Origin of the sequence: Nocardia sp. NPDC127526 (assembly GCF_042672265.1) — a bacterium.
Taxonomy (GTDB): domain Bacteria; phylum Actinomycetota; class Actinomycetes; order Mycobacteriales; family Mycobacteriaceae; genus Nocardia.
Genome location: NZ_JBHXVO010000010.1, coordinates 104847 through 131416, shown reverse-complemented (window position 1 = coordinate 131416; position 26570 = coordinate 104847). Strand labels below are relative to the sequence as shown.

The window sequence follows — 26570 nt, the reverse complement described above, 5'->3', positions numbered from 1 at the left end:
GGCACGAGAGATGGAGCAGCACATGCAACTACGTTCGCACGCCACCAAGGCGGCGGCCGGCCTCGCCACCGTCCTGCTGGCCGTGACCGGTTGTGGCGCAGACGATTCCAAGTCCGGTCACGAGTCCGGCCACCAGGACATCGCGAATCCGCTCGCGGTCACCTATGACGGCGGCGTCTTCCTGTTGGACGGCAATACCCTCGCCCAGGCGGCCGATGTGAAGCTGGACGGCTTCAACCGCCTCAACCCCGCCGGCGACGACCACCACGTCATGGTCACCCACGGCGAGGGCTTCAAGGTGCTCGACGCGGTGCACGGCGAATTCACCGATATCGAATTCCCGGCCGCCAAGCCCGGGCACGTGGTGCGCCACGCGGGCAAGACCGTGCTGTTCGCCGACGGCAGCGGCGAGGTCACCATTTTCGATCCGGCCGAGCTCGAGGACGGCAAGCCGCAGACCGACACCTACAAGTCGGCCGCACCCCACCACGGCGTCGCCGTACAGCTCGCCAACGGGAACCTGGTCGTGACCCTCGGCACCGAGGAGAAGCGCACCGGCATCGCGGTTCTGGACAAGGACCGCAAGGAGATCGCCCGCAACGAGGACTGCCCCGGCGTGCACGGTGAAACCATCGCCGCCGACGAGGCCATCGTCGTCGGCTGCCAGACCGGCGCCCTGATCTACCGCGACGGCAAGATCACCAAGGTCACCAGTCCCACCGCCTACGGCCGCATCGGCAACCAGTCCGGCACCGAGATCTCCCCGATCGTCCTCGGCGACTACAAACAGGACAAGGACGCCGAACTGGAGCGCCCCCAGCAGGTCTCCCTGATCGATACCCGCACCGGCGCCCTGCGCCTGGTCGACCTCGGCGGAGCCAGCTACACCTTCCGCTCCCTCGGCCGCGGCCCCGCCGGCGAAGCCCTGGTCCTCGGCACCGACGGCAAGATCCACGTCATCGACCCCGTCGCCGGTACCGTCACCCGCACCATCCCGGTCATCGGCGTCTGGGAAGAGCCGCTGAAGTGGCAGTCCCCCCGCCCGGCCCTGTTCGTCCGCGACAACAACGCCTACGTCACCGAACCGGCCACCAACAAGGTCCACAAGGTCGACCTGACCTCCGGAACCATCACGGCCACCGTCGCCCTGCCCGGCGCGGTGAACGAGATCAGCGGCGTCATCGCACACTGACGCCCCTGATCGGCAAGGGCTCGCGGCCCACCCCGGACCACGAGCCCTTCGCCATGGACGGGCTCGGTCGCAACCACCGGGCCGCGTGCAATCGCAATCACCGGGCCGGGTGCAATCGCAATCACCGGGCCGGCTGCACTGTGACTGGAGTGAGCCGGTGATGTCGTGAGCAATACCCTCGTCATTCCGGCGCGCTTTTGGCCGGAATCCACAGCCTGCCAGGGTGGATCCCGGCCAAAAGCATGCCGGGATGACGACGGGATGGCTGGCACCATGCGCGTGCACAGGGGTGGCCGGGCAGGGTATTCGTGCACGTGTGCGTTCGGTGTGAAGCGGGCTGGGTTCGGTGTGGAGCGGGGTGGGTTCGGTGTGAAACGGCATCGACCGGGAACTGGTGGCGGGGGCTACTCGCACGATGCCGCCACCAGAGCCCGGTGATCAGTTGCCCAGATCGGCGGCGCGTGGCGCATGACGGCGTGGCGGGTTGCGGGGCGGGAGCTTTGGGCGTGGGGTCCGTTGGTGCGGCGTGGCCGGGGCGGCATGCCGGAGGGGAGGTGTGGCATGGCGAAAGTCGGCTTGTGGGAAAGGGTTCGGGCCTACCATCTGACGCATGTCTGACCGCCGGGACGACTCGATGATGATCGAGGGGCGGGTGGCGCCTGGATTGGGTGCTTCCAGGGCCCTGCACATCACGTTTTCCGTGGGGCCGGATGAGCCGCTGGCGGTGGGGGTGCAGGGGGCCGGGAACGGTGTGGGGGCGCGGGCGGCGATCCTGTTCGGGTTGCAGAACGTGGGGGTGGGCCGGCATCTGCTGACCTATACGGATGGGTCGGTGGTGTGGGTGGACTCGCATCGGGATATGCCGACCGTGGTGTCGCGGGGGGATGGGGCGGCGATCGGGAAGATCGTGCGGGCCGAGACTTCGACGGCCGTGGGGGCCACGGCGGGAACGCTTTTCCACTTCGTGCCGGATCCGGAGCATCGGGATACGGCGGATCTGTTCCACCTGCTGGTGCTGGATCGGATGGGGGAGGAGGCCGGGCGGCTGGATGTGGTGCGCACGGTGGCGGGGTGGTCGGCGGGGCGGCTCGCCAATGGGGCGGGGGGCACCTTTCTCTGGTGGGATCGGACGGGGCCGCCGCTGCGCGTCCCGATTCTCGGGACGCGGTTGGTGATCGGGCACGCGCTGGACAAGACCGAGCGGGATGTGCTGCTCGCGGCCTGTGTGGATATCGCCCTCGGACTGCGGCCGTATGTGGGGGCGATGAAATAGCCCACACGGCGAGCGCGGGTGAACGAGCGGCTTGACAGACTTAGGTCCGCCTAACCTAAGCTGTCGGCTCGTGACTTTGGTTGACGCGACACGTACTCGTGGCGTGCGTAGACGAATACCGTTGCTCGGCATCGGATTGCTCGCGCTGCTGGTCGTCGTCGTGCTGAGCCTGGCCCTCGGGACGCGGTCGGTGCCGGTGTCGACGGTGCTCGCGGCGCTGTTCGGCGATGATCACAGCCGCGATGCGCTGGTGATCACGGGGATGCGGCTGCCGCGCACGGTGGTCGGCATTGCCGTCGGTGCGGCGCTCGGGCTCGCGGGCGCGGTGGTGCAGGGCATCACCCGCAATCCGCTGGCGGCGCCGGTCACCCTGGGCATCAATGCCGGGGCCGGATTCGCCGTCGTCGTCGCGATTTTCGCGCTGGGGCTGTCGCATCCGGTGCAGTACATCGGGTTCGCCTTCGCGGGCGCGGCCGCCGCCGCGGTGTTCACCCTCGCGCTCGGCCGGCGCTCCGGCGATCTCGATCCGGTGCGCCTGGTGCTCGGCGGTACGGTGCTGCAACTGGTGCTGGTGTCGTGGACCTCGGCGGTCATGCTGTTCAGCGAGCGCACCCTGGACGAGGCGCGCTTCTGGCTGGCCGGTTCCATCTCGGAGCGGAACTTCGATGTGCTGGTGCCGATGCTGCCCACGCTGATCATCGGCGCGGTCGTGGGACTGGTGCTGGGTCCCGCGCTGAACGCGCTGGCGCTGGGCGATGAATCGGCCCAGGCGCTCGGCGTGCCGGTGGCGCGGATCCGATTCGCCGGCATGGTGGCGGTGGTGCTGCTCGCCGGTTCGGCGGTCGCCATCGCCGGGCCGATCGCATTCATCGGCCTGGCCGCACCGCATCTGGTGCGCCTGGTGGTGGGCAACGATCACCGTCTGCTCATTCCCGGCTGCCTGATCGCGGGACCGCTGCTGCTGCTCTCGGCCGATATCCTCGGCCGGATCATCGCACGGCCGTCGGAGGTGGAGGTCGGCATTCTCACCGCCTTCCTCGGCGCGCCGCTGCTGGTCGTGCTCGCCAAGCGGGGGAGGGCACGATGAGCGATCTCGCAACCGTCGAGCGGGGATCACGAAAAGTGTTCCGCGGCAGCGCGAAGCGGCGCACCGGCGCGCCGACCATGACCGCCCGGCGGCGACGGCGCACGATGGCGCTCGGCACCGCCTCGGTGGTCGCCCTGCTGACCCTCACCGCGATCGCGCTGACCTCCGGCGAAATGAACATGCCGGTCGGTGTCGCACTGCGCGCCGCCTTCGGATTCGGCGACGCCGGTGACGTTTTCGTCGTCCAGGAGTTCCGGATGCCCCGGCTGGCGGCCGGCGTGGTCGCCGGCGCCGCACTGGCCATCGCCGGTTCGGTGCTGCAACGACTGCTGCGCAATCCGCTGGCCTCACCGGATGTCATCGGTGTCACCGGCGGCTCCTCGGTGGGCGCGGTCGCGGTGCTGGCCCTCGGCGCCGGGCAGACCCTGGTGCCCTTCGGGGCGGTCGGCGGCGGCCTGTTCGCCGCGCTGCTGCTCGGCGTGCTCGGCCGGGCCGGGCTGCCGATCACCCGCCTGATCGTGGTGGGGCTCGCCGTGCAGGCCGGATTGCAGGCCGCGGTGAACCTTTTCATCGTGCGCTTCCCGGCGGAGCTGGCGAGTGCGGCCAAACAGTGGACCACGGGCTCGCTCTACGGGCGCACCTGGACCGAGGTGGCGGGCGCCGCCATTGCCTGCGTGCTGGTGATCGCGCTGCTGTTCCTCCAGTACCGCACCCTCGCGGCCCTCGACCTCGGCGACGAATCGGCGGGCGTGCTCGGCATTTCCGCGTCCCGGGCCCGAGTGTGGCTGCTGGTGACGGCCGTGGTGCTGGCCTCGCTCGCGGCGGCCCTCACCGGCCCGATCGCCTTCGTGGCCCTGGCCGTCCCGCAGCTGGTGCGCCTGCTGGTCGGCCCGCCCACCGCCGCCACCATGGCCGTCACCGGACTCGTGGGCGCGACCCTGCTGGTGGGCTGCGATCAACTGGCGCAGCACGTGCTGCCCGGCGGGGTGCCGGTGGGCGTCGTCACCGCCACGGTCGGCGCACCGTGGCTGCTGTATCTCATGCTGCGCGAGAGCGGCCCGGCCCATCGGAGGACATCGTGAGCGACAACGTGCTGGCCACAAAGGATCTGGCGCTGCACTACGGCGACCGGGCGATCATCGACGGGCTGGACCTGGAACTGCCGGGCGGCGCGGTCACCGCCATCGTCGGACCCAATGCCTGCGGCAAATCGACGCTGCTGCGGGCGCTCTCGCGCCTGCTGCGTCCCTCCGGCGGCACCGTGACCCTGGATGGCGCGGACCTGCACCGGATGTCGGCGCGCGCCCTGGCGCTGCGGCTGGGATTGCTGCCGCAGCAACCCATTACGCCCGAGGCGATCACCGTGGAGGCGCTGGTCCGGCTGGGCCGCTATCCGCATCAGCGCATGCTGCGGCCCTGGTCGGAAGCGGATCAGGCGGCCGTCGAGGAGGCCATGCGCCGCACCGGGACCGACGGCCTGCGCGATCAGCAGGTCGATCAGCTCTCCGGCGGTCAGCGCCAACGCGCCTGGATCGCACTGGCTCTGGCGCAGGACACCGATCTGCTGCTGCTCGACGAGCCCACCACCTTCCTCGATCTGCGCCACCAGCTCGATGTGCTCGATCTGGTCTCGGAGCTGCATGCCGAGGCGGGCCGCACCGTCATCATGGTGCTGCACGATCTCGGGCAGGCGGCGCGCTACGCCGACCATCTCGTCGTCCTGCACGACGGCCGGCTCGCGGCCGCCGGACCGCCCGCCGACGTGCTCGACGCCGAGCTCGTGCGCACCGTCTTCGGCGTCGACTGCCGGGTGATCCCTGATCCGGAAACCGGTACGCCCCTTGTCGTTCCGCGCAGCAACCGCCGCAAAGCCGTGTTCTCCGGCTGAGCGCGCCGTCGGAGTTCCCGTCATTCCGGCGTGCTCTTGGCCGGAATCCACCCCCGTTGTCAGAGATCCCGGCCAAAAGCACGCCGGGATGACCGAGAGGATCATCATGTCCACACGCCGATTCCGCATGCGCGGATTCGCCCGCGTCACCGCCGCGATCTGCGCGGCCGCCATCGGCATGTCCGGCATCGCGGCCTGCGGAAACGGCTCCAGCACCGGTGATTCGCCGGTGTCGGCGGCCGATTCCGCGAGCTTCCCGCGCACCCTCGACACCGTGATGGGCCAGGTGACCATCCCCAAGGTGCCGCAGCGCGTGGTCGTTCTCGATACCGCCGAACTGGATTCGACCACCCTGCTGGGCATCAAGCCGGTCGGCGCGGTGATCCCGCACACCAAGACCAAGGGCGGTTTCCCGGACTACCTGGCCGACAAGCTCGCCGACGTCACCGATGTGGGCCCGCTGCTGGAGCCGAATCTGGAGCGCATCGCCTCGCTGAAGCCGGATCTCATCCTGTCCTCGAAGGTCCGCCACGAGAAGATCTACGACAAGCTCTCCGGCATCGCGCCCACCGTCTTCACCGAAACCACCGGCGGCCCTTGGAAAGCCAACCTCGCCGTGCACGGTAAGGCGCTCGGGCTGGACCAGCAGGCCGCCGACGCGCTGAGCGCCTACGAGGCCCGCGCCCACGCGCTGGGCGAGGCCATCAAGACCAAGAACAACGGCGCCCTGCCCACCGTCTCGGTCATCCGCTTCCTGGCCGGCCCGACCCGCCTGTACCAGAGCAACTCCTTCAGCGGCGTGGTGCTCGCCGATATCGGCCTGCCGCGCCCGGCCTCGCAGATCTCCAATGACCCCAAGAAGATCATGACCGAGGTCAGCGCCGAGCAGATCGATCAGGCCGACGCCGACATCATCTTCGTCGCCACCATCGACGATCCGGGCAAGACCGAGAAGAACGCCGTCACCACCAGCCCCGTCTGGAAGGACCTGCGCGCGGTGAAGGGCAATGGCGTGGTCGAGGTTCCGGACGAGACCTGGATGTCGGGCATCGGCGTGCAGGCCGCCGGCCAGATGCTGGCCGACGTGGCCAAGGCGACCGGCGTGGACCTGCCGAAGTCCTAGCGATCAGTCCGCGACCGAGCCGACAGCAGCAGGCGTCGACGGCCTTGTCCCGGGCCGTCGACCTGCTCGCTAGCTCGATTCGTCCCGTTCGGGCACGCCGGGATCGAAGATTTGCTCGGCGGAATCCACCACCAAGGCCAGGTCCAACCAGCGCGTCAACTGTTCGAGATCTGCGCAGGCGGTGACACGTGCGCGGACAGTGCCGTCGACAGCGAGTCCGCGGCGATCCAGAACTCGCAAGACGGATCCCGCCAATGCTTCCGCCCGACCTTCCGCCCGGCCTTTCGCCCGGCCGATGGCCTGGTGTTCGTGCGCGAAGTCGCTCTCCCAGTGGTAGTTCTCGATCGCGATGGCCACGAGTTCCTCCCACTCCTTCCGGTACCGGGCGGGTACGCATTTGCTGATGTAATCATGATAGTGGACGCGCCAATCCGGCTCGAGGTGTCGCATTGCCTCGAGGACCATGGTCAACACGGTATGGCGCTCGGCGTCGCCAAGGTGTCCCGGCGCGGCGAGCAGGGCCAGCTCTGGCCAATGATCGGCCTCGGCGACGGTGGTTACCGCGGGCAACATGCCCGGCCAGTAGGCCCGGGGCCGGAAAACAAAGTCGGGGTGGCCGGTTTCAATGGGAGCCGCGACTCTGCGGGCGGTTGATTCATCGGGACAGAACGCCAGCAATATCACCGGGCACCCCAACCGTTGGCGCACATGGGTGACGTAGGCGGGCCAGCTCATCGCAATGCGTTCGAGTTCTGATGTGCCGCACGAATTCTGGACCTCATGGATGATCGCGAACTCCGGTTTGTCGGCAGCCGTTCCGATCAACACGACATCCAGGTGCAACTCACCCGGCGACAGTAGGGTGACCGTTTCCGGCCCCGGCCGCCAGCATGGCAGATCAGGGACCGGTAATCCGAGTACCGAGCGAGCGATCCGGGGTGCGACTTCGGCGCGGTTGCGCAGTAGTTGCAACGGAATCTCATGGCGGATGGACGGCACGCGTAGACCGTAGCGACCCATTCGAACGCGTGTTCAGGGGTTTCTCGGACATGCCCGATTCTTCCTACCTGGGCGTGTCCCGGTCAGCGGTCCTGCGGCAGCCCGCCGCGCCAGATATCGAAGCTGGCCATGATGTGGTTGCGCACGGTGGTCCACTCCGGGACGAGCCGGGAGGCTGCGGGGACCGAGGTGGTCAGCAGGACGCCGGCGACGGTGATGAGCGTGATGCGCATCCAATCTCGGGCACCCGGCCGGTCGGCCAGCTCGCCGAGCACCTGGCGCGCCACCGAGAACACGGTGGTTTCGATGTGGGCGACGAGATCGGCGACGGTGCTGGCCATATCGGGATCGGTGCGGGCGGCGGTGAGGAATTCGAATCCCACGCTGATGGGGGCGGCCTGCGCCAGCGCCCACAGCGAGTCGACCAGCTCGACGACCTGCTCTCGTTCGGATCCTGTTATCCCGGAATGGGTTTCGACCACTGCGCGGGCGGTCTGATCGGCCAGCCGCCGGATGGCGGCGTCCAGCAGGGCGGCGCGAGTGGGGTAATAGTGCTGTACCGCACCTTGACTCAGTCCGGCGAGTTCGGCGACGCCGCGGGTCGAGGTGGCCGCGTGGCCGTGTTCGACGAGGCTGGCCACGGTGGCGTCGAGGATGGCGATGCGCGTGTCCTCCCGCTGGTCGGCCCGGCTGCGTTTGGCTTTTCCCGTTGAGACCGGCACGCCGCCCACGATACCGGTCCGGATACGAACAAGTCACATGACTTGTGAAGTCTCACGACTGGTCAATACGCTTGCTGGACAGCCGATATGGAACACGACGAGGTGATCTTCGGTGGCGAAGCAGGATGTCCGCATCTGGCGGCGCGGCCCCGCGCCCACGCCCGCGGGACTCGATGACAATCACGACTACGGATACTTCGGTCCGGGATCACAGGTGTGGCGGGTGCTGTTGCATCCGGTGGCCGCCACCTTCATCGGGCAGGTCACCGCGCTGCTCGAGCTGCCGCACATCCCGTTGCAGGCGGTGCTCGTCGACCACGATCCGCTGGCGGTCCAGGGGCGCGCCCAGCGGCGGATGAGCCCGATCATGGCGGTGCGCCGCGCGCAGCGCACGGTCGGCGTACCGGTGCCGATCATCTTGGGCGACAAGGCGACCGCCGATCGCGTGGCCGCGCATCTGCGGCGCTATCACCGATCCATGACCGGCACCATTCCCGGCACCGGTGAGCCGTATTCCGCGCAGAGCGAGGAACTCGTCCTGTTCGCGCATGTGACGATCCTGCAGGCCGCGCTGCTGGTGTACGAGAACCTCGCCTTCGAGGGCCTGCGCCCGCCGCATCGCCTTCCGCCCGCCGAACGCGACCAATTCTGGCTGGAGGCAAAGCAGTTCGGCATTCTCATGGGTGCGCGGCCGGAGCAGATCCCCACGACCTGCGCCGAGGTGGCGGAGTACTACGCGGGCATCGCCCACCGTTTCGGAGTGATCGACAGCTTCGGGCCGGATCTGGTGGTCGCGCCGACCGTGGCCATGCTGCGCGGCTTCTCGCCCTCCCAGCTGCGCGAACTCGCCCCTATCCTGTTGACCGCCTTGATCTTTCCGCAGCTGGTGGCCGTCGTGCCCCGGCCCGCCCGCCGCAATCTCGGCGTTCCGGCTATCGCCGACCCGCTATTGATGCTGTCGCTGTGGTTGACGCGACCGGCCATGCTGGCCTTCGCCTTCCGTCCCTTCGCCGATGCCATGAACCGGTATTTCGGCGGCCCGGATGCCATGCGCCTGGCCGCCCACGCCCGGGAACTGCAAGAGCGCGTCGCGTAATCCGCGCCGGGGCAGCCTGATTCGCCGCCCCGCCGGGATACGTCAGCCGCGCGCGGCCGTGCGCCGAGCCGGGCGCGACCGCGCGGCGGGCTGCGGAAGCAGCTTCTCCAAGCCCTTGCGCAGATGCTCGCGCGCCGTATCCGTCTCCAGTTCGCCGCACAGCCAGCGCGAGGACAGGCCCTCCGTCAGTGCGGTGGCGATGAGCCCGGCCTCATCCGGATCGATCTCGTCGGCCACCTCGCCGACCGCCTGCGCCAAGCGGATGGTGTCGGCGATCTCCTGATTCCAGCGCCGCGCGGTGCGGGCCAGCGGATCCCGCAGCGCCGGTTCGTAGACCGCGCAGGCGCGCAATTCGTTCCAGGCCAGGGAGATCTCGCGGACCTCCGGATTCTCCTGGATCTCGCCGAGCATCTGGCTGATGAGCCGCTCGCGGGCGGACTCGGAGTGATCGGAGGCGGTGCGATAGGCGCGGGCCCGGTCGTTGATGTAGGTCAGCGCGGCCGCGAGCAATCCGTCGCGATCCTTGAAGTGGTAGTACAGCAGCCCGGGCGACACCCCGGCCACCTCGGCCACATCGCTGACCCGCAGGCCGCGCACCCCTCGCTCGGCGATCGCTGTGGCGCTGGCCTGCAGGATCGCTTCCCGCCGGCTCGTCATGCCACTACTCCTCGTCCGTTCGCAAAGCTGCGGTCATGCTAACGCAGCGGGTTGCTGCTGGGTGATGCAGTGGATGCCGCCGCCGCGCGCGAAGATCTCCCGGGCGTCGACCGAGACCACCCGGCGGCCCGGGTACGCCTCGGCCAGGATGTCGCGGGCCTTGGCATCGTTCGGATCGTCGAAACCGCAGCAGATCACGCCGTCGTTGACGACGAGGTGGTTGATGTAGCTGTAGTCCACCCAGCCCTCGTCATCGCGAAGCACCTGCGGCGCGGGCACTTCCATAATGTCCCAAGTGTTCCCGTGAGCATCCCCGGTCTCCCGCAGCCCCGCGATGATGTCGGCGGTCACGGCGGCATCCGGATGCGCGGCATCGGTCTGGGTGTGCACCAGCAGTTTCCCGGGCGACGGGATGGCGGCCACGATGTCCACGTGCCCGCGCGTGCCGAAGCGCTCACTGTCGCGGACCAGCCCGCGCGGCAGCCAGATCACCTGTGACACACCGAGAGTGCGCGCCAGCTCGGCCTCCACCGCGGCCTTGTCCAATCCGGGATTGCGGCCGGGATCGAGCTGCACCGTCTCGGTGACCAGCACCGTGCCCAGCCCGTCGACCTGAATGCCGCCGCCCTCGTTCACCAGCGGCGAGTCGATGAGCTCCGCACCCGCCAGCCGCGCGACGGTGGCGCCGATGTGCCGATCGTGCTCCCAGCTCGCCCATTCCTGCGCGCCCCAGCCGTTGAACACCCAGTCGACCGCGCCGAGGCGGCCGTCGTCGTCCAGGACGAAGGTCGGCCCGATATCGCGCATCCACGCATCGTCGAGGGGAGCTTCGACCACCTCGATGGACGCGGAGAGGTACTTGCGGGCGGCGTCGCGGTCGGCCGGATCGACCACCATGGTGACCGGTTCGAAGTCCAGCACCGCGTGCGCGACCGCCGACCAGGCCGTCCGGGCCGCGTGCACCGAGTCCGCGTCTTCGAAGGCGGTCGCCCCCAGCGGCGGGAACGCCATCCAGATCCGTTCCTGCGGAGCGGTTTCCGCGGGCATCCGCCAGGTCACGACGCCACCGCCCCGTGCGGCCGGTCGGCGTCCACCGGCGCGGTGAGCGCGGCATAGGTATCGGGCCGGCGGGTGGTGAGGAAGGGGAACAGGTCCAGCCAGTCCCCGCGCTGCGCCAGGTCCAGATCGGCCACTAGCACCGCCGCCCGGTCCCGCGGCGCCTGCACCAGCACCCGGCCGTACGGATCGGAGATGAACGAGGACCCGTAGAAGTTCACGCTGCCCTCATCGCCGAAACGATTGGGCACCACCATGAACGTCCCCGCCGTGATGCCGTTGCCGACAATGACGTGCTGCCACAGCCGCTGGGTGTCGAACGCCGGGAACGAGGGCTCCGAGCCGATGGCCGTCGGATAGACCAGGATCTCCGCCCCGCCCAGCGAGTAGGCCCGCGCCAGCTCCGGGAACCACTGGTCCCAGCAGGTCGGCAGGCCGATCGCGGCGCCGTCGAGGGCGTCCGGGCGGTACACCGGGTAGGCGTCCTGCGCCGGTCCCTGCCGGAAGTAGGTGTCCTCGTAGTAGCCGTCACTGATCGGAATGTGCAGTTTGCGGGTGCGCCCGAGCAGCTCGCCGTCCGGCGCGACCAGAATCGCGGTATTGAACCCGAGCCCGTCCTCGGCCTCCGACCGTTCGTAGAGCGAGGCGTGCACCAGCACCCCGTGCGCGCGCGCCGCCGCGGCGGCGAACCGGAAGGTCGGCCCGGTCAGCAGGTCCTCGGCGGTCGCGCCGGGATTCTCGGCGGCCCGCACATCGGCCGGGTACCGCGACAGCGTCAGCTCCGGCAGGAACACCGCGCGAGCCCCCTGCGCCGCCGCCAGACCGATGCCCTCGACCAGCTGATTCTTCAACGCCTCGGCATCGGGCAGCCACTGATGCTGCACCACGCCGACCCGCAGCGGTACGCGATCGGGCTCGCTCGCCCGCGCGAACGACGGCGGCGGGGTGAGCGCGGTGGCGAGAACAAATTCCGGCTTGACCATGGAGCTTCGTGCCTCCCGTGTGGGGGTGTGGGTACGCAGCCACCATAGAAACTGAAAGTTCAGTCAGTCAAGTGTCGATGTTTCTAGCGGTTAAGGCGGCTATGTCGATCTAAAACTGAAAACCAAGTCAGACAGCGCGTGGGGATCGTGCGGTGCAGTCGCGGTGTGTTGGAGGTGATGCAGCCCTGGGTGAACAGGTGGGTTTGCTTGGCGCGCTTGTCCATTCGGGCGAAGTAGCGGTCGTGCGCCTGCTCCAGGGTGAGCCTTCCATGAACGCCGCGGGCAGCCACGGCGGCATGGGCGCGGCGCCGCAGAGCGCCATCTGCAGGCTGTCGGTGGCGTAGTCGCGCCGCACGTCCTCCGGCAGATCCATGATGCGTTTGACCATGGTCGGCACCAGCATGGCGATGTGCACGCCGTGGCGTTCGATATCGGCCAGCACCTGCTCGGCGTCGAACCTGTCGTGCACGATCGCGGTGGAACCCATGAGGAAGGTGAGCAGCAGGCCGAAGAATCCGTAGGCGTGGTGCAGCGGCGGCGCCACGATCACGGGCGCGCCCAGCCGCGGAATCGGTTCCAGCTCGGCGAGATTCGCGAGGGCCGGCAGCATGCGCGGATTGATGCCGGTCACCATCGCCATCGCCGCGCGCAGCCCCAGCTGCCGGGGCGCGCGCCCTTGGGCACGCCGGTGGTGCCGCCGGTGAGCAGCACGATCGCACTCCCGTACGCGGGTCCGCGCACGGGCGCACCACCCTCGGCGATCAGCTCGTCCACCGTCGGCAGCCCACCGGCCGCGCCCCGGACCACCACGCGATGGCCCGAGTACCCGGATCGCTCTATCTCGGAATGGAATTCGGCATCGTAGAAAAGCACGTCCACGCGTTCGCGCCGCAGCACCTCGCCGATCTGGGGACCGGCGAAACCGTAGTTGAGCGGCACCAGATCGGCCGAGAGCCGCGCCCCGGCATAGATGGCCTCGGCGAAACCGCGGTGATTGCGGCACAGCACCCCGATTCGGTTGCCGCGCCGGACATTCCACCGGGCACGCAGCGCCGCTGCCAGCCGCTGCACGCGCCGGTTCAGTTCGGCGGCGGTCACGACGCCGTCATCGTCGATCATGGCGGGCCGATCCGGGAACCGGGCCGCGAAGCTCGCCGGCAGCGTCGCCAGGCCCAGCCCGCCGCGCAGCGACAGCACCAGCTGCGGAATCCGGCTGGGAGGCAGCGCATTCAGCACGCCCGCCTCCGGTACGCGGGCGAGAATCGTGATCGAGTCGTCGAACAGATTGGCGGCCTTCTCCAGTCGCGCGAGACCGCGAGCCCAGTCGGTGGGCCGGTTGTCCCAGTTGCCCGCCTTGGCGTAGAGGGTCAGCGCGCGCTGCGCCGCCCGGGAGGAGTCCAGCGCGTACAGCACAGGGGCGCCGGCCCGTTCGAACCACGGCCGGATGGCCAGGGGACGATCCACAATGGCCCGGCACACCGCGCTCGCCGCCTCCTCGGGGGTATTGCCGGGCGTGTACCGGTAGATCCGATACGGCCCCAGCATGTCCGAGCGCACCAGTTGCAGATGCACCGAGGTGGTCGTGATGCCGTCGGCGCGCAATTCCGGTCCCGCACCGCGTAGCCAGGACAGGAACGCCGCCTTGGTGGCCACGTAATTGGTCCAGCCCACGCCGGGCACGTGCACCCCGGCGGTGGACACGTTCACGATGTGACCGCTGTGCCGGGCCCGCATGGACGGCAGCAGGCTCATGATCAGCCGGATCGGACCCAGATAGTTGATCCGGGTGGTCTCGTCGACATTGTCCCAGCGGTCCACCGAATCGGTCAGCCAGCGGCGAATGGACTTGCCCGCATTGCTGACCAGCACGTCCACCTGCCCGTGGTCGGCGAGCACCCGCTCGATCAGGGCGGCGCAGGCGTCGATGTCGGTGAGATCGGCCGGGTAGGGGTGAATCGATCCCGGCGCGCCGGCGAGTTCGTCGCGCAGCTCGTCCAGCAGCCTGGCGCGCCGCGCCACCGCGAGCACGGTGGCGCCATTGGCGGCCAGCCGTTTCGCGGTGGCCCGGCCGACGCCGGAGGAGGCGCCCGTCACCAGGATGATCCCCCGGTCACGGCCGGCGCCAGCCGCCGGTCGCTGATGCCGTAACTGCTTGCGCCGAGCGCCATCCGGAGTGATTTCGGCAGTTCCATCACAGACTCGTTTTCCTTGTCGAACGATCAGGCTGTGACGCCGGCCGCACGATTGCGCCGCGGCTTGGCCTTGGCGCCATTGGTTTTCACCGCCGCCTCGGCCGGAACCGGTGGCAGCACGTCGAACTCGTAGTCGGTGAACGGGAACCGCCGGTGCCCGCGCCGCGCCGCGAAGAATCCGGTGGGGCGGATATAGGTGCTGTCGCCTTGGGAATTGCGGTAGTAGGTCGGCACGTGCGCATTGAGCTCGGCCAGATAGAACCGCATGGCCGCACCATGGGAGTAGATCGCGCGGTGATAGGCGTCGTGCGCCTCCCGCCGCACGGCCGCGAACGTCGCGCCGCGGCGGCGGGCCTCGGAGATGGCGCGCACCGCGTGGTCGGCGGTCATCTCCACGAACGCGTGCCAGCCGCTGCCCGACCACGAATACGGCCCGACCAGAGTCCAGCGATTGGGCAGGCTCGGCAGCGCCACGCTCTGGTAGGCCTGCAAGCCGTGCGCGGTGTAGAACTCGCCGAGGTCCAGTCCGTTTCGGCCGATCACCATGCCGGGCGTGTAGGTCTCCGGATCGGAGAACACGTGATAGCCGGTGGCCAGCACCACCATGTCGAATTCGCGCTCCTCGCCATCGGTGGTGCGGATGCCCTGCTCGGTGAACCGCTCGATGGGGGTGGTGACCAGCTCGACATTGTCGCGGTTGAAGGTCAGCAGATAGCCGGTGTTCGCGGTGGGGCGCTTGGCGATGGGACCGTAGTCCGGGGTGAGCCCGTCCCGGGTCCGCTTGTCGCGCACCATCATCCGCAGCAGCCCGCGATAGCCCAGGATGGCGGCGCTGTCGACGGTGCGCATGGTCGGGCGCACCACGGCCATCGGCGCGTTCGACATGGCCCGCAGCAGCGCGTCGACGACCACCAGCACGCCGCCGTGCACCGCCGCCTGCACGCCCGGCACGGACAGCATCACCTGCACCGAGCGTGGAATGCGCGGATTCGGCTTGGGCACACACCACACCGGCGTGCGCTGGAACACCGACAGGCTCTGCACCTGCCCCGCGATGGACGGGGTGATCTGCACCGAACTCGCCCCGGTGCCGATGACGGCGACCCGTTTGCCGGTGAGGTCGTAGTCGTGATCCCAATCCGACGGCCGCTGCACCTTTCCCGCGTAATCGGCGAGCCCCGGAATGCCGGGATCCTCGCGCGGGCTGATGAACGCCCCCACCGCGCTGATGACGAAGCGCGCCGTGATCACCCCGCCGCCCGCGAGATGCAGATTCCACCGATGGCCGCCCTCGTCCCACTCCTCGCTCACCACCGTCGTCCCGAACCGGAGGTGCGGATACAGCCCGAACCGCCGGGCGACGTCCATGTGGTACTGCTTCACCTCGGCCCCGGGCGCGAACAGCCTGCTCCACTTGGGATTCCGCGCGAACGAGTACTGATAGGCGAGCGAGGGGATATCCACTTCCAGTCCCGGATAGTGGTTCTCGTGCCAGCTGCCGCCCACCTCGTCGGCCCGCTCGATGATCACGAAATCGGTGACGCCGGCCTGCTTCAGCTTGACCCCGGCGGCGATCCCGCCCGGTCCGGCGCCGATCACCGCGACCTCGTGGTCCGGGACCGAATTGTTCGATGGTGGTGTGCGATTCGACGCTGTGGCCACGATGCTCAGGACCTTCCGAAGCGGGCGGCTGGCAGGGTGCCCAGCCGTCGGCGGCCTGATGTCGAGGCCGCCATGGACTCGACCCGGTGTATGTCGGGTGTCACCCCAGAGTAGATCTGTCTGGGACAGTGATCAAGGCCCGAGAACTATTGCCGCAGCGCGCTGCCCGCCACCCACTGCTCCCAGGGCACGCCCCAATCCCCGTTCTGCCATATCTCGAGCGGATCGCCGCCGGTATTGCGGACCTCCACCACATCCCCGATCATCGAGAACTCGTAGAACCACGCGGCATTGTCGCTGCTCAGATTGAGGCAGCCGTGCGAGACGTCGGTGGAGCCCTGCGCCCAGACGGTGGAATCCAGAGCGTGCAGGTAGATGCCGTCGGTGCTGATGCGGGTCGCCCAGTAGATCTTCTCCTTGTACCCGAGGCGCGAATTCGACGGCAGGCCATAGGTGGAGGAGTCCATGATGACCGGGCTGGCCTTGCCGAGCACGGTGTAGACGCCGGGCTGGGTCCAGAACGAAATGGTGCGTCCCCCAACGGTCGTGCTGCCGCCCATGCCCATGGAGGTGGGCATGGTGCGCACCAGATTCCCGTTCTCGTAGACCTCGACCCGATGGGTGTTGTCATCGGCGATGGACACGTGCGACGGTCCGATGACGAAGCTGGTCCGGGCGTCCTCCTGCCCGAACAGTCCGGGCCCGAGCTCGGCGCCGTAGACGTCGGCCGCCACCGTCACCCGGGTGCCGGGCGCGTAGTACTCGCGCGGGCGCCAGTGCACATTGCGGTTGTCGAGCCAGTGCCAGGAGCCGGTCACCGGGGGAACGGTGGTGACGTGCAGGCGTTTCTCGGCGGCCGCGCGGTCGGGGATGTCCTCGTCGAAATGCGCGACGACCACCGTCCCGACGCCGTAGGTGCCGCCGTCCTGCAGCGGATCCGCGCCGGTGTTGCGCAGCGTCACCTTGGTCTGATTGTCCGGCGTGAGCGTCGAGAAGGTGGAGGTGATCGGCCCGGTCGGCCCGGTGACCGCGAGGCCTTCGGCGGTGAGGGTGTAGCTGCGCCCGTAACCGAGTTGCTCGCTGGGACTCCACGCGGTCTGGTCGGGGGTCAGCGTGCCGTCGATGACCCGGCCTTCGTCATTGGTGAGGGTGACCCTGGTGAGAATGCCGCTGCTGGTGTTGACCGAAACCGGTGCGGCCGGATCGACCTGTTGGGCGCCCGGCGGCGGCAGCACGGTGATGAGCGGCGGTGGCGGCGGGACGATCTCGGGCGTCCCGCTCGTCGTCGAGGGCGATGAGCAGGCGGTATTCACGAAGATCAGCGCCCCGAGAACTCCGGTGGCGGCGGTGGATCGAAACCGGTGGGGTGGCATGAGCGCTCCCTTCCGTATTCGCCGTGCACCGCACTGCAGCACAGCTCTTGTTACGGCTCAGGCTAGTAGATCGCGCCGGATTTCCGCTGATACGCGCCGTGCTCACCGGGCCGGGCGGAGCAGATTGCCGCGCAGCACACCGTGGGCGGTGCGCACCGAGACCACCGACCAGGCGGCCACCAGCAGGGCGTAGAGGGCCACGGCGACGACGGCGAACAGATCGGCCCCGGTGTGGGCGAACAGCACGGTGCTGCCGGTGACGCAGGTGCCCAGCGGGAAGGTGAAGCCCCACCAGGTCATATTGAAGGGCATGGACTTGCGGGCGTGGGCGGTCACCGCAATGGCCAGGGCCAGCCACAGCATGGCGAATCCCCAAGTGGGAACGCCGAACAGCAGGGCGAATTCGTCCAGGCCGCGAGCATCCTGACCGGGCAGGGCCAGCGGGGCGACATGGGCGAGCTGCCCGGCGGCGGTGACCGACTGGCCGAGCGGGCCCAGCACCAGCCACACGGTGGCGACCATGCCGGCCGGGGGCAGGCCGTGGTGCAGCAGCCGCGACCAGATCAGGGTGATGGTGACGACGGCGGCGATCAGGGTCAGGCCGAACATGGCGAGGCAGGCGAACAGCAGGGTCAGCCGAGCCTGGCCGGCGGGGGCGTAGGGCACCAGCAGCGCGCCGGTGGCGGCCGACACCATGGGCGGCACGACCGGCATGAGCCAGCCGCCGAAGGCGGAATCGGCGTCGAAGTTGTGCCGGGTGATCATGCGGTAGGGGATGGCGGCGGCGGTCATGAGCCCGAGCGCGGTACCCGCCGACCACAGCACCCAGTCGATGGTCAGCGCGGCGGACAGGCCGATCACCTCGCGCCCCAGGGTGAGGGTGCCCGCGCCGACGGTCAGCAGCGCCATCGGCAGCGCGCCGTAGAACTGCATCATGACCGGGTTCGCGCCGTGCGAGCGGGCGGCATCGGGATGGCGGCGCCACAGCGCGACCCAGGCCCCGGCCAGCACGATCAGCAGCAGCGAGGCCAGCCCCCACACCACGGTGGCGGCGGCGCGCAGGCCCGGGAACTGCAGCGGCAGGGTGGCGGCGGCATTGGCGACGATCCCGGTCCCCATGACGACGGCGAACCAGTTCGGCCCCAGTTGCCGCAGCGAATTGGCGGACTCCCGGCCCGATTCGGCGGCATGCCGCGGCGCGGCCGCTCCCCGCTTCGCGACGGGTGCGGTGGTGTCGGCGTTGCGGCGGAGGGTCACTGTGGTCATGCATCCAGCATCGGCCGCGACGGATCCGCCGGGTAGCGGCCGGAAATCGATGGATGCATAGAACGAATCTATGCCCCCGCCGGGCCGCGGTCGTGGGCTCAGCTGACCACCGTGAATCGGCGCGGTGGCGGGGCGGTGCGCGACCGGCGCACCATGCCCAGGTCGGTCGGCAGGTCGCGGGTGCTGTCGAAGCGCTCGATGGCCGTCGCCAATTGCGGTAGCCAGCGGGCGAATTCGGAGCGAACCGGACCTTCGGTGCCGAGTCGGCACACCACGGCCATGGCCGTGAGCAGGCTGCGCGCGAAGGGCGTGTATTCGGGCGGCATGGTCAGCTGGCGATTGGGATTGGTCAGCCGGGTGTCCATGAAGGGCACGACCTGGTGGCGCAGCCAGTCGGTGCCGAGGGTGAAGGTCGGCGTGGTGAGCGGCTCGCACAGGCGCGCCAGGGCCGCGCCGACCGCATGCACGTCGAAACTCCGGCCGGGCGCCACGAACCCGTGCCCGCGCATGGCCCGATCCAGATCGGCCGGACCGCCATTGAGGACCGCGTCGACGATATCGCCGATGGAGTCGATGAACCCGGAGTACGGCCACGGCGTGCACGCGCCGAAATCGACGACGCCGAGCCGGCCGTCCGGCAGCACCCGGAAATTGCCGGGATGCGGATCGCAGTACAGCAGGCCGGTCCGCTGCCACGACGACAGCACGAAACGAATGATCAGCATCCCGACCCGGCTGCGCTCCTGGGGCGCGCCGGATTCGATGATGCGCGATACCGGTGTGCCGCTGAGCCATTCGCTGACCACCAGATCGCCGCGGCGCGTGATCACCTGGGGTATCACGAAATCCGGATCATCGGCGTAGGCGTCGGCGAATCGCTGCTGGTGCGCCGCCTCGGCCTCGTAGTCCAGTTCCGCGCGCACGGAGGTGCAGATGGCCTCGGTCACCGCTTTCACATCGGCCCCGGGCAGGAAGACGGTGGCCAGAATCGAGATGCGCCGCAACTGATCCAGATCGCCGAGCACGGCCTCGCGGGCGCCGGGATACATGAGCTTCACCGCCACCGGCCGCCCGTCGCGCCACACGGCGCGGTGCACCTGCCCGATGGAGGCGGCCGCGGCCCGCCGATCGTCGAATTCCTTGAAGTACCACTGCCAGCTCGCGCCGAGCCCATCGGCCATGGCCGCACGGACGGTGGCGGGCAACATGATCGGCGCGGATTCCCGCAGCTGGGCCAGTGCCAGGCGATACGGTTCGGCAAGTCCGGCCGGCAGCGCGAGCTCGTAGAGCGACAGCAGCTGACCGAGTTTGGTGGCGCAGCCCTTCAACTCGCCGAGCACCTCGAAAATGTGCTGGGCGGTGCGCAACTGGATATCGGCGTCGATCTCGGCCGCCGAACGGCCCAGCGCGCGCTTGCCCACGCCCGCGGCCCGGCGTCCGGCGAAAGCCACCGGCAGCGCGGCGATCTTGGCGCCGCGCACCGTCTTTCGGACGGGCGGCGTATCCCCGGTTCGCCCCGGCCGACCGCCTGCCAGTCGTCCAACCATGGCTCACCTCATCGTGTTCGCGGCCCCGCGGGGGTGGCGCACGTGCAGTTTGGCACACGACAGCCTAAACTGTCTGGGACGTATCCGAAAGTTGTCGAAAGGTGACCAGGATGGGAGCCCAGACGGTCGTCGCCGACGTCGCCGACGAGCTCGCGCGTCGCGTCGTCGCCGGCGAGTACGCGCCCGGTGACCTGATGCCCTCCGTCCGCCAGGTCGCCGACGAATTCGAGATGAATCGCGCCACCGCCCAGCTGGTTCTGGGCCGGCTGGAGTCCTACGGCTTCGTGGACGCGCACCGCGGCCGCGGCTTCACCGTGCGCGATGTGCGCCGCTCCGGCGGGGTGGAGGTGTACCGGCGGCTGTTCCGGCTGTCCGCGCCGGAGATCGCGGTGCACATGTTCCGCGATGTGGTCGAGACCGAGCGGACCATCGTCCTTGACGCCCTGCTCGCCTACACCGACAGTGCGGCGGACGGCGATCTCACGGCGCTGAGGAAGGATATCGACGAGCTCGAATCCCTGGCGCGCGCAACCGAACCCGACTATCGCCGGCTGCTGGTCATCGAGGTCGGGATGGTGCGTCGGCTGCTGTCCGAACTCGGCCACAGCATGCAGCGCGCGGTGCTGAACTCGATTGCCGAGCTGCTGTTCGAGGTGCCCGCGGCGGTGCGGGCGTACTTCGCGGTCTCGGCCGATCTGCACGTGCTGGTGTGGCGGGCGCTGCAGGCGGTGTGGGAGTCCGGCTCCGGGCCGTCCGAGGCGCAGCTGGCGCTGTTCGAGGACCTGTTCGCCATGTATCACGAGAAGGTGGTGGCGACGTTCGAGGAGTTCGCGCACGCCGGTGCGCCGGGGCGGCGGGCGGCGAGCGCCTGAGCGGCCGCGCCCCCGCCCCGTCCGGGTCACCCCGCCTGTCCGGGTCGGTGGCGGCGACTATCCGGCGGCGACCACGGCGGCGGCCGCGAACAGCGCGCCGATGATCGCCAGGGCCAGCACCGCCACGATCACCAGGTTGCCCCGGGTCGGTGGTTCGGCTCCCGGCGGATTCGGTCGGTCGGTCATGGCGCTCATCTCCTCAGCGGTATGGGTGGCGGCACCGGGTCGTCGTATTCCGGTGGGTCCCAATAAGTTTGCAGGCCGCGCCGCTGCGGCATGAGCTCGGCCGCCTCCCGGGCGATGCCGAGGAAGCGGGGATGGTCGATGACGAACCGCACGAGCCGCTCGACCTCCGGGCCGGTGGTGACCCGCATGAGGGTCCGGGTGGCGCGCGGGAAGGCCCGGGCGAACGCGTAGACCAGCAGCGATTCCGCGCGCAGCGGCAGCATGGCGCGGTTGCCGCGCACGGCGTCGACGATCTTGCGGCCGGCCTTGTCCGGATTCATGCCGAACAGCGTCATGGCCTTGGTGACCAACTGCCGTGCGATGGCGACCTGTTCGGCGGACAGCGATGCCAGCACGGCGGTGGCGGGCAGATTGGTGGCGATGATCCCCGGGCACACCACGGTGACGCCGATGCCGTGCGGCGCCAGCTCGGCGCGCAGCGACCGGCTGAAGCGGGTGATCGCGGCCTTGGTCACGGATTCGGGCAGCCCCAGCCGGATCGGCGCGAATCCGGCGAAGGAGGACAGGTTGACCAGATGCCCGCCGCGTCCGCGCTCGACCATCTGCGCGCCGAACAACCGGCAGCCGTGCACGGTGGCCATGAGGTTGACGTCCACGGCGCGGTGCAGATCCGCGGCGCGGATATCGAGAAACGGCCCGCCGACCACGATTCCGGCATTGTTGACCACCACATCGGGGACGCCGTGTGTGGCCCGCACATAGCCGGTGAAATCCTCGAGCGCCGTCACGTCGGCCACGTCCAGGGCATACGGCTCCGCGCGGCCGCCGAGCGAATGTATCTGCGCCACAGTATCTTCGGCAGTGGCGTAGTTGATGTCGGCGACGATCACCGTCGCGCCGTGCCGGGCCAGGGCCTTGGCGGTGCCGCGGCCGATGCCGCTGCCGGCGCCGGTGACCACCGCCAGACCGGGGTGGAAGGGTTTCATCGTTGGACACTCCTCGGCCGGAGGTTCGGAGTGTACTCTGTCTGAGACAGCCGTGCCAGGTGGTGCCGCATCCGGGTAGCGGGAGGACTCCGATATGACGGGCTTCGACAATGAAGTTGTGGTCGTCACCGGTGCGGGCGGCGGCATCGGCCGCGCGACCGCGCGGCGATTCGCCCGCGAGGGCGCGGTGGTGGTGGCCGCCGATCCGGACAAGGACCGCGCGATCGAAACCGTCGAAGCCATCACCGCTTTCGGGGGTGCGGCCACGCCCTGGGCGGTGGACGTCGCCGATCGCGCGGCCATGGCGGACTTCGCCGAGGACGTGCACGCCGAATTCGGGCCGCCGCGGGTACTGGTCAACACTGCCGGATACGCCACGGACGGACCGTTTCTCGACCACACCCGGGAGGACTGGGAGCGGCTCATGGGCGTGAACGTGTGGGGGCTGGTGCACGGCTCCACGTTCTTCGGCCGCCAGATGGTGGCGTCCGGGCGCGGCGGGCGCATTATCAACGTCACCTCGGTGGCGGCGTTCGCGCCCGCCGCGATGAGCACGCCGTACCGCACCACCGAGGCGGCGGCCCGGATGCTCACCGAGGGTTTGCGATTGGAGTTCGCCGGCACCGGGGTGGGCGTCACCGCCCTTTGCCCGGCTCCGGTGGACACCGGGAGTGACGACGAGGGCGAGTTGGACCGCGTCGCCCACACCATTGTCCGGGTGGCGGCGCGCCACCCGACGGTGGCGCCGACGTCCCTCCGGGCGCGGGCGCTGTATCTGCTGAGCCGGATCGACGGCCTTGTCGAGAAGCGCTTGGAGCGAAGGCATATCGCGGACCGGTGACAGGTCGAGGGCCGCCGCGCCCTTCCGGCAGGGGCTCAGTACCGCCCGAAGAGCACGGCGGCATTGTGCCCGCCGAAGCCGAAGGAATTGTTCATGGCGTACTCGACGGTGGTGTAGCGCGGCTTGGAATGCACCACGTCCAGGTCGATTTCGGGATCCTGGTTGTCCAGGTTCAGCGTCGGCGGGATCACCTGATCGCGCAGGGTCAGCACGGAGATGACCGCCTCGAGCGCCCCGACCGCGCCCACCGAATGCCCCAGTGCGGATTTCGGCGCGTACACCGCGGGATGGGCGCCGATGGCGGCCGAAATACCTTTGGCCTCGGCCAGATCGCCGATCGAGGTGCCGGTGGCGTGGGCGTTCACGTGGTCGATCTCCGCGGGCAGCACCCCGGCCGTCTCGATGGCCCGGCGCATGGCGCGGGCGCAGCCCAGGCCCTCCGGATCGGGGGCGACCATGTGGTAGCCGTCGGCGGTGAGCCCGGCCCCGAGCAGGCGGGCCAGCGGCTGCGCGCCGCGCGCCAGGGCGTGCTCCTCGGCTTCGAGCACCAGCAGCGCCGCGGCCTCGCCGAAGACGAAGCCGTCGCGATCGCGATCGAAGGGCCGGGAGGCGCGCTCGGGTTCCTCGATCCGGGAGCTGAGCGCCCGCGCCATCGAGAACCCGGCAATGGCAACGGGATTGATGTAGCCCTCCACGCCGCCGGCCACGATCATGTCGGCCTCGCCGAGAATGATGGACCGCCAGGCGTGCACGAGCGCCTCGCAGCCGGAGGCGCACGCCGAGACCGGCGTGACCAGCCCGGCGCGCGCGCCGATCTCCAGCCCCACCACCCCGGACACGCCGTTGGGCATGCTCATGGGCACCGCGAAGGGCGACACCTTGCGGTAGCCGTGCTCGCGCATGGCGTCATTGGCGGTAACGATGGCGTCCGCGCCGCCGAGTCCGGTGCCGATGCACACCCCTAGTCGATCCTTGTCGACCTCGGGTGCTCCGGCGGTGCGCCACAGGCGTTTCCCCATGGCGTAGGCCATCTGCTGCACATAGCTCATGCGGCGCTTGCGGACCCGGTCCAGGCCCCCGGTGGGATCGTCGACGAGCTTGCCGCCGATGGCATTCGGCAGTTCCAGCCGGAGGGTCTCCGGATCGGTCAGCCGCCGGATGCCGCTGCCGCCATTGAGCAGGGCGGCCCAGGTGGTGTCGGTGTCGGGGCCGAGGGAGGTGGTGATCTCCACCGCGGTGACCACCACATTCCGGAAACCGCCATTGCGCGTGGAGAAGCCGGTGTCGAGCGTCGGCACGTTCGTCACATCCTTCATGTCGGTGGACGGTGACCAATTGGCAAGCGCGGCAAGGAAATTACGCGCTGGGGTCAGACTAGCCCGAAAGCCGGCAACCGGCGGGCCGGAACGGATGCACAAGACCGCCACTGTCAATGATGCGCCCTTCCGGTCAATCGTCTCAGACACAACGGGGTGGTGCAAAGCGAGAAGGATTCTCAGATCACGCGGCGGCGGCTGAGGTAGGTGACCGATAGAACCCCGAGAGGAATCTGGCCCCAGAACGTGAGCAGCCGGAAGCCCAGGGCCGCGCCCACCGCAATGCCCGCCGTGACGCCCGCGATGGCGGTGAGCCCGGTGACCATGGCGATCTCCTTGGACGCCACGCCGTTCGGGGTCGGGATGAGCGGGGCGAGGGTGATCGTCAGCAGGTAGACGACATAGGCGTGGGCGAGCGACAGATCGACGTCGACGGCGTGCAGCACCGCCCACAGCGTCGCGATATTGAGGAACGGCTGCACCGCCGCCGAGGTCCACAGCAGCCCCGCCCGATGCGGCCGGAAAGCAGTGGCCACCACGGATTTCCACGGCAGATCGGTGCTCGCCCGATGCAGATGCCGCCGTACCCACCGCCGTCCCAGCTCCCGCCAGCCGCCCCGCGCGCGGGCGTAACGCCGCGCCACCACCGCCGCGCCCACCAGTAGCGCGAGCATCATCAGTCCCACCGGGACCGCGATCGCCACACTGCGCCAAGGATTCTCGGTGATCGCCGCCCGCGCCGCCGTCAGCCACCCGGTCACGCGCTCACCGGGCACCCGCGTACCCGTGCGATCCAGCAACCCGGGCGTGGCCGCGAACGCGATCAGCGCCAACGGCGCCCGCACCGCGATCACCGCGAACCCGAGCAACCCGATCGACGACCACGCCGCGACATGCCCGAGCCCCGCCCGCCGCAGGAACCGCAGCCGCAACAACAATGGCGCCGCCGGAATCACACTCACCGCCGTCACCGCCCACTGCACCGCGAACAAATGATGCGTAGGCGGATCCACCGGCATGGACCCTCGCAACATCCACACCGACGTAGGCCACATCGCCACCGCGCCCACCGCCGCCACCCCCAGCCACCACACATCCGCCCCGGCCAAACTCCCCACCCCGGCCGCCACGGTCTCCCACTGCCACACCACAACCCCGGCCAGCACCGCGGTGAGAACCACCGTCACCAGCAGCTGCGACCGAGTTCCGCTGCGCACCAGCCACTTGTCCACGGCCGGCGCGAGAGATCCGGCCGAATCCGGCACGCGGCCGTCCGGCTCGGCGGGCACCGCCTGACCGGCGCGCGGGTGTGGCTGCACTGTAGTCCTCCCTCGCCTACGCGTGGCTGCCCTCGTCCAACGGATCTACCGGTGGTGTACACGTTTCGGTTCACCACCGGCCGAACATCGCATGGAGAACTGGCGACTACCGGGTGTGCAGTCGCGTGAGCGGCCTCGGGGCGGTCCGGGTTCAGTCGAGCAGGGCTGCGGCGACGACCGAGGCGATGTGTTGCTGGCCTGCGACATTGGCGTGCAGGGGGACGGTGCGGGTTTTGGGGGCGGGGCCGTTGACCCATTGATCGGTTTCGGGTTGGCACATGTCGTGGCCGGTGCGGGCGAAATTGTCGGCGAAGCGGGTGTCGTGCTGGGCCGCTGTGTCGCGGAGGGTGTCGGTCAGGCGTTGCTGGCCGCCTTGGTCGATGAGGCCGAAACAGCCGCCGCCCGGCGGGAAGTAGCGCGGGTAGGTGGTGAGGACGACGATGGCGTGCGGAGCGCGCTCGTGGATGGCGTCGAGGACCGCGCCGACGCGCCGGCGGATGGTGTCGAGCATGGGGTCGGTGATGCCGTTGACATTGAAGGGGCCGATGTCGTTGGCGCCGATGGTGAGGGTGACCAGGTCGGTGTCGGGGGTGAGGGCGTCGAATTGGGGTGGGTTGGGGGAGCTGCCCTCGCCGGGTTGGGGTTCGGTCATGTGGGTGGTCTTCGCGCTGCTGCAGCTGGCGTCGGCGAATTCGCGGACGGCGAGGGTGCGGGCGAGCACGGAGGGGTAGTTGTCGGCGGCGCGGGTGCAGAACAGCGGGCTGCCGGGTTGCAACTTGTCCAGTGAGCCGACCGCCGCGGCGGAATCGCCTAGCGCCACATACCGGCCGACGGTCGGCAGGGATTGGGCGGGCGCGGCTCCTCCGGCGGTGGCCGCGAGTGCGGCCACCATCGCGGCGAATACGGACGAACGTCGCAAAGCCGTCAACTCCGA

Annotated in this window: 25 protein-coding genes; 9 read left to right on the top strand and 16 right to left on the bottom strand. The window is 69.4% G+C overall.

The annotated features are described in order from the left end of the window. Nucleotides 1-22: 22 nt before the first annotated feature. The 6 genes from aztD to ACFVIV_RS19380 all read left to right on the top strand — a co-directional run bounded on the left by aztD (nucleotide 23) and on the right by ACFVIV_RS19380 (nucleotide 6563). Nucleotides 23-1192: a zinc metallochaperone AztD gene (gene aztD / locus ACFVIV_RS19405; RefSeq protein WP_379198110.1), complete on the top strand. Its 1170-nt coding sequence runs from the start codon at nucleotides 23-25 to the stop codon at nucleotides 1190-1192. A gap of 610 nt (nucleotides 1193-1802) precedes the next feature. Then, on the top strand, nucleotides 1803-2465 hold the full coding sequence (locus ACFVIV_RS19400) for a hypothetical protein (protein WP_379198108.1): 663 nt from the start codon (nucleotides 1803-1805) through the stop codon (nucleotides 2463-2465). Nucleotides 2466-2568: 103 nt separating this feature from the next. Then, nucleotides 2569-3552 carry a FecCD family ABC transporter permease gene (locus ACFVIV_RS19395; protein WP_379198106.1) on the top strand — a complete coding sequence of 328 codons (984 nt, stop codon included), beginning with the start codon at nucleotides 2569-2571 and terminating at the stop codon, nucleotides 3550-3552. Continuing rightward, a complete protein-coding gene (locus ACFVIV_RS19390; protein ID WP_379198104.1) occupies nucleotides 3549-4634 on the top strand; it encodes a FecCD family ABC transporter permease in 1086 nt (361 codons plus the stop codon). The genes ACFVIV_RS19395 and ACFVIV_RS19390 overlap by 4 nt, the downstream gene beginning before the upstream one ends. Beyond that, nucleotides 4628-5440 (top strand): ABC transporter ATP-binding protein, encoded by an 813-nt coding sequence (locus tag ACFVIV_RS19385; RefSeq protein WP_379198240.1) that lies wholly within the window; start codon nucleotides 4628-4630, stop codon nucleotides 5438-5440. Before ACFVIV_RS19390 ends, ACFVIV_RS19385 begins: the two co-directional genes overlap by 7 nt. A 106-nt stretch (nucleotides 5441-5546) precedes the next feature. Then, complete coding sequence (locus tag ACFVIV_RS19380; RefSeq protein WP_379198102.1) at nucleotides 5547-6563, top strand: ABC transporter substrate-binding protein; 1017 nt, start codon at nucleotides 5547-5549, stop codon at nucleotides 6561-6563. 69 nt (nucleotides 6564-6632) lie between these two features. Here the strand turns inward: ACFVIV_RS19380 and ACFVIV_RS19375 are convergent, their stop codons facing one another. Together ACFVIV_RS19375 and ACFVIV_RS19370 are read right to left on the bottom strand one after the other, a co-directional pair. Further along, nucleotides 6633-7562, bottom strand: a complete 930-nt coding sequence (locus ACFVIV_RS19375) for a hypothetical protein (protein WP_379198100.1) — start codon at nucleotides 7560-7562, stop codon at nucleotides 6633-6635. An 83-nt stretch (nucleotides 7563-7645) separates the two neighbouring features. Beyond that, complete coding sequence (locus ACFVIV_RS19370; protein ID WP_379198098.1) at nucleotides 7646-8284, bottom strand: TetR/AcrR family transcriptional regulator; 639 nt, start codon at nucleotides 8282-8284, stop codon at nucleotides 7646-7648. Nucleotides 8285-8396: 112 nt separating this feature from the next. Between ACFVIV_RS19370 and ACFVIV_RS19365 the strand changes: the two genes are divergently transcribed. Next, a complete protein-coding gene (locus tag ACFVIV_RS19365; RefSeq protein WP_379198096.1) occupies nucleotides 8397-9380 on the top strand; it encodes an oxygenase MpaB family protein in 984 nt (327 codons plus the stop codon). Between the two features lie 42 nt (nucleotides 9381-9422). On the opposite strand, the gene ACFVIV_RS19360 is transcribed toward ACFVIV_RS19365, so the two are convergent. From ACFVIV_RS19360 to ACFVIV_RS19320, 9 genes are all read right to left on the bottom strand, one after another. After that, on the bottom strand, nucleotides 9423-10037 hold the full coding sequence (locus ACFVIV_RS19360; protein WP_379198094.1) for a TetR/AcrR family transcriptional regulator: 615 nt from the start codon (nucleotides 10035-10037) through the stop codon (nucleotides 9423-9425). Between the two features lie 33 nt (nucleotides 10038-10070). Then, nucleotides 10071-11096, bottom strand: a complete 1026-nt coding sequence (locus ACFVIV_RS19355; protein WP_379198092.1) for an agmatine/peptidylarginine deiminase — start codon at nucleotides 11094-11096, stop codon at nucleotides 10071-10073. Continuing rightward, entirely contained in the window at nucleotides 11093-12076 is a 984-nt protein-coding gene (locus tag ACFVIV_RS19350) for a nitrilase-related carbon-nitrogen hydrolase (protein ID WP_379198090.1), read from the bottom strand. Before ACFVIV_RS19350 ends, ACFVIV_RS19355 begins: the two co-directional genes overlap by 4 nt. Before the next feature lie 127 nt (nucleotides 12077-12203). Further along, nucleotides 12204-12716: an AMP-binding protein gene (locus ACFVIV_RS19345; RefSeq protein WP_379198088.1), complete on the bottom strand. Its 513-nt coding sequence runs from the start codon at nucleotides 12714-12716 to the stop codon at nucleotides 12204-12206. Next, nucleotides 12704-14170: an SDR family NAD(P)-dependent oxidoreductase gene (locus tag ACFVIV_RS19340; protein ID WP_379198086.1), complete on the bottom strand. Its 1467-nt coding sequence runs from the start codon at nucleotides 14168-14170 to the stop codon at nucleotides 12704-12706. The genes ACFVIV_RS19345 and ACFVIV_RS19340 overlap by 13 nt, the downstream gene beginning before the upstream one ends. Nucleotides 14171-14295: 125 nt before the next feature. Then, on the bottom strand, nucleotides 14296-15930 hold the full coding sequence (locus ACFVIV_RS19335) for a flavin-containing monooxygenase (protein ID WP_379198084.1): 1635 nt from the start codon (nucleotides 15928-15930) through the stop codon (nucleotides 14296-14298). Nucleotides 15931-16076: 146 nt separating this feature from the next. Then, nucleotides 16077-17303 carry an Ig-like domain-containing protein gene (locus tag ACFVIV_RS19330; protein ID WP_379198082.1) on the bottom strand — a complete coding sequence of 409 codons (1227 nt, stop codon included), beginning with the start codon at nucleotides 17301-17303 and terminating at the stop codon, nucleotides 16077-16079. 102 nt (nucleotides 17304-17405) lie between these two features. Next, entirely contained in the window at nucleotides 17406-18569 is a 1164-nt protein-coding gene (locus tag ACFVIV_RS19325; protein ID WP_379198080.1) for a TDT family transporter, read from the bottom strand. Between the two features lie 98 nt (nucleotides 18570-18667). Continuing rightward, the gene (locus ACFVIV_RS19320) at nucleotides 18668-20116 is read right to left on the bottom strand and encodes an ABC1 kinase family protein (RefSeq protein ID WP_379198078.1); all 1449 of its coding nucleotides are present in this window, start codon (nucleotides 20114-20116) and stop codon (nucleotides 18668-18670) included. A 110-nt stretch (nucleotides 20117-20226) separates the two neighbouring features. Between ACFVIV_RS19320 and ACFVIV_RS19315 the strand changes: the two genes are divergently transcribed. Continuing rightward, nucleotides 20227-20988: a GntR family transcriptional regulator gene (locus ACFVIV_RS19315; RefSeq protein ID WP_379198076.1), complete on the top strand. Its 762-nt coding sequence runs from the start codon at nucleotides 20227-20229 to the stop codon at nucleotides 20986-20988. A gap of 57 nt (nucleotides 20989-21045) precedes the next feature. Here ACFVIV_RS19315 and ACFVIV_RS19310 read toward each other — a convergent pair whose 3' ends face one another. Continuing rightward, nucleotides 21046-21174 carry a hypothetical protein gene (locus ACFVIV_RS19310; RefSeq protein ID WP_379198074.1) on the bottom strand — a complete coding sequence of 43 codons (129 nt, stop codon included), beginning with the start codon at nucleotides 21172-21174 and terminating at the stop codon, nucleotides 21046-21048. 5 nt (nucleotides 21175-21179) lie between these two features. Continuing rightward, nucleotides 21180-22160: an SDR family NAD(P)-dependent oxidoreductase gene (locus ACFVIV_RS19305; protein WP_379198072.1), complete on the bottom strand. Its 981-nt coding sequence runs from the start codon at nucleotides 22158-22160 to the stop codon at nucleotides 21180-21182. 94 nt (nucleotides 22161-22254) lie between these two features. Between ACFVIV_RS19305 and ACFVIV_RS19300 the strand changes: the two genes are divergently transcribed. Next, entirely contained in the window at nucleotides 22255-23001 is a 747-nt protein-coding gene (locus ACFVIV_RS19300) for an SDR family NAD(P)-dependent oxidoreductase (RefSeq protein ID WP_379198070.1), read from the top strand. A 35-nt stretch (nucleotides 23002-23036) separates the two neighbouring features. On the opposite strand, the gene ACFVIV_RS19295 is transcribed toward ACFVIV_RS19300, so the two are convergent. The 3 genes from ACFVIV_RS19295 to ACFVIV_RS19285 all read right to left on the bottom strand — a co-directional run bounded on the left by ACFVIV_RS19295 (nucleotide 23037) and on the right by ACFVIV_RS19285 (nucleotide 26564). Further along, a complete protein-coding gene (locus ACFVIV_RS19295) occupies nucleotides 23037-24317 on the bottom strand; it encodes a KasA/KasB family beta-ketoacyl-ACP synthase (protein ID WP_379198068.1) in 1281 nt (426 codons plus the stop codon). Between the two features lie 179 nt (nucleotides 24318-24496). Further along, nucleotides 24497-25636, bottom strand: a complete 1140-nt coding sequence (locus tag ACFVIV_RS19290; protein WP_379198066.1) for a YbhN family protein — start codon at nucleotides 25634-25636, stop codon at nucleotides 24497-24499. Between the two features lie 151 nt (nucleotides 25637-25787). Beyond that, on the bottom strand, nucleotides 25788-26564 hold the full coding sequence (locus ACFVIV_RS19285) for an SGNH/GDSL hydrolase family protein (protein WP_379198064.1): 777 nt from the start codon (nucleotides 26562-26564) through the stop codon (nucleotides 25788-25790). Nucleotides 26565-26570 lie beyond the last annotated feature (6 nt).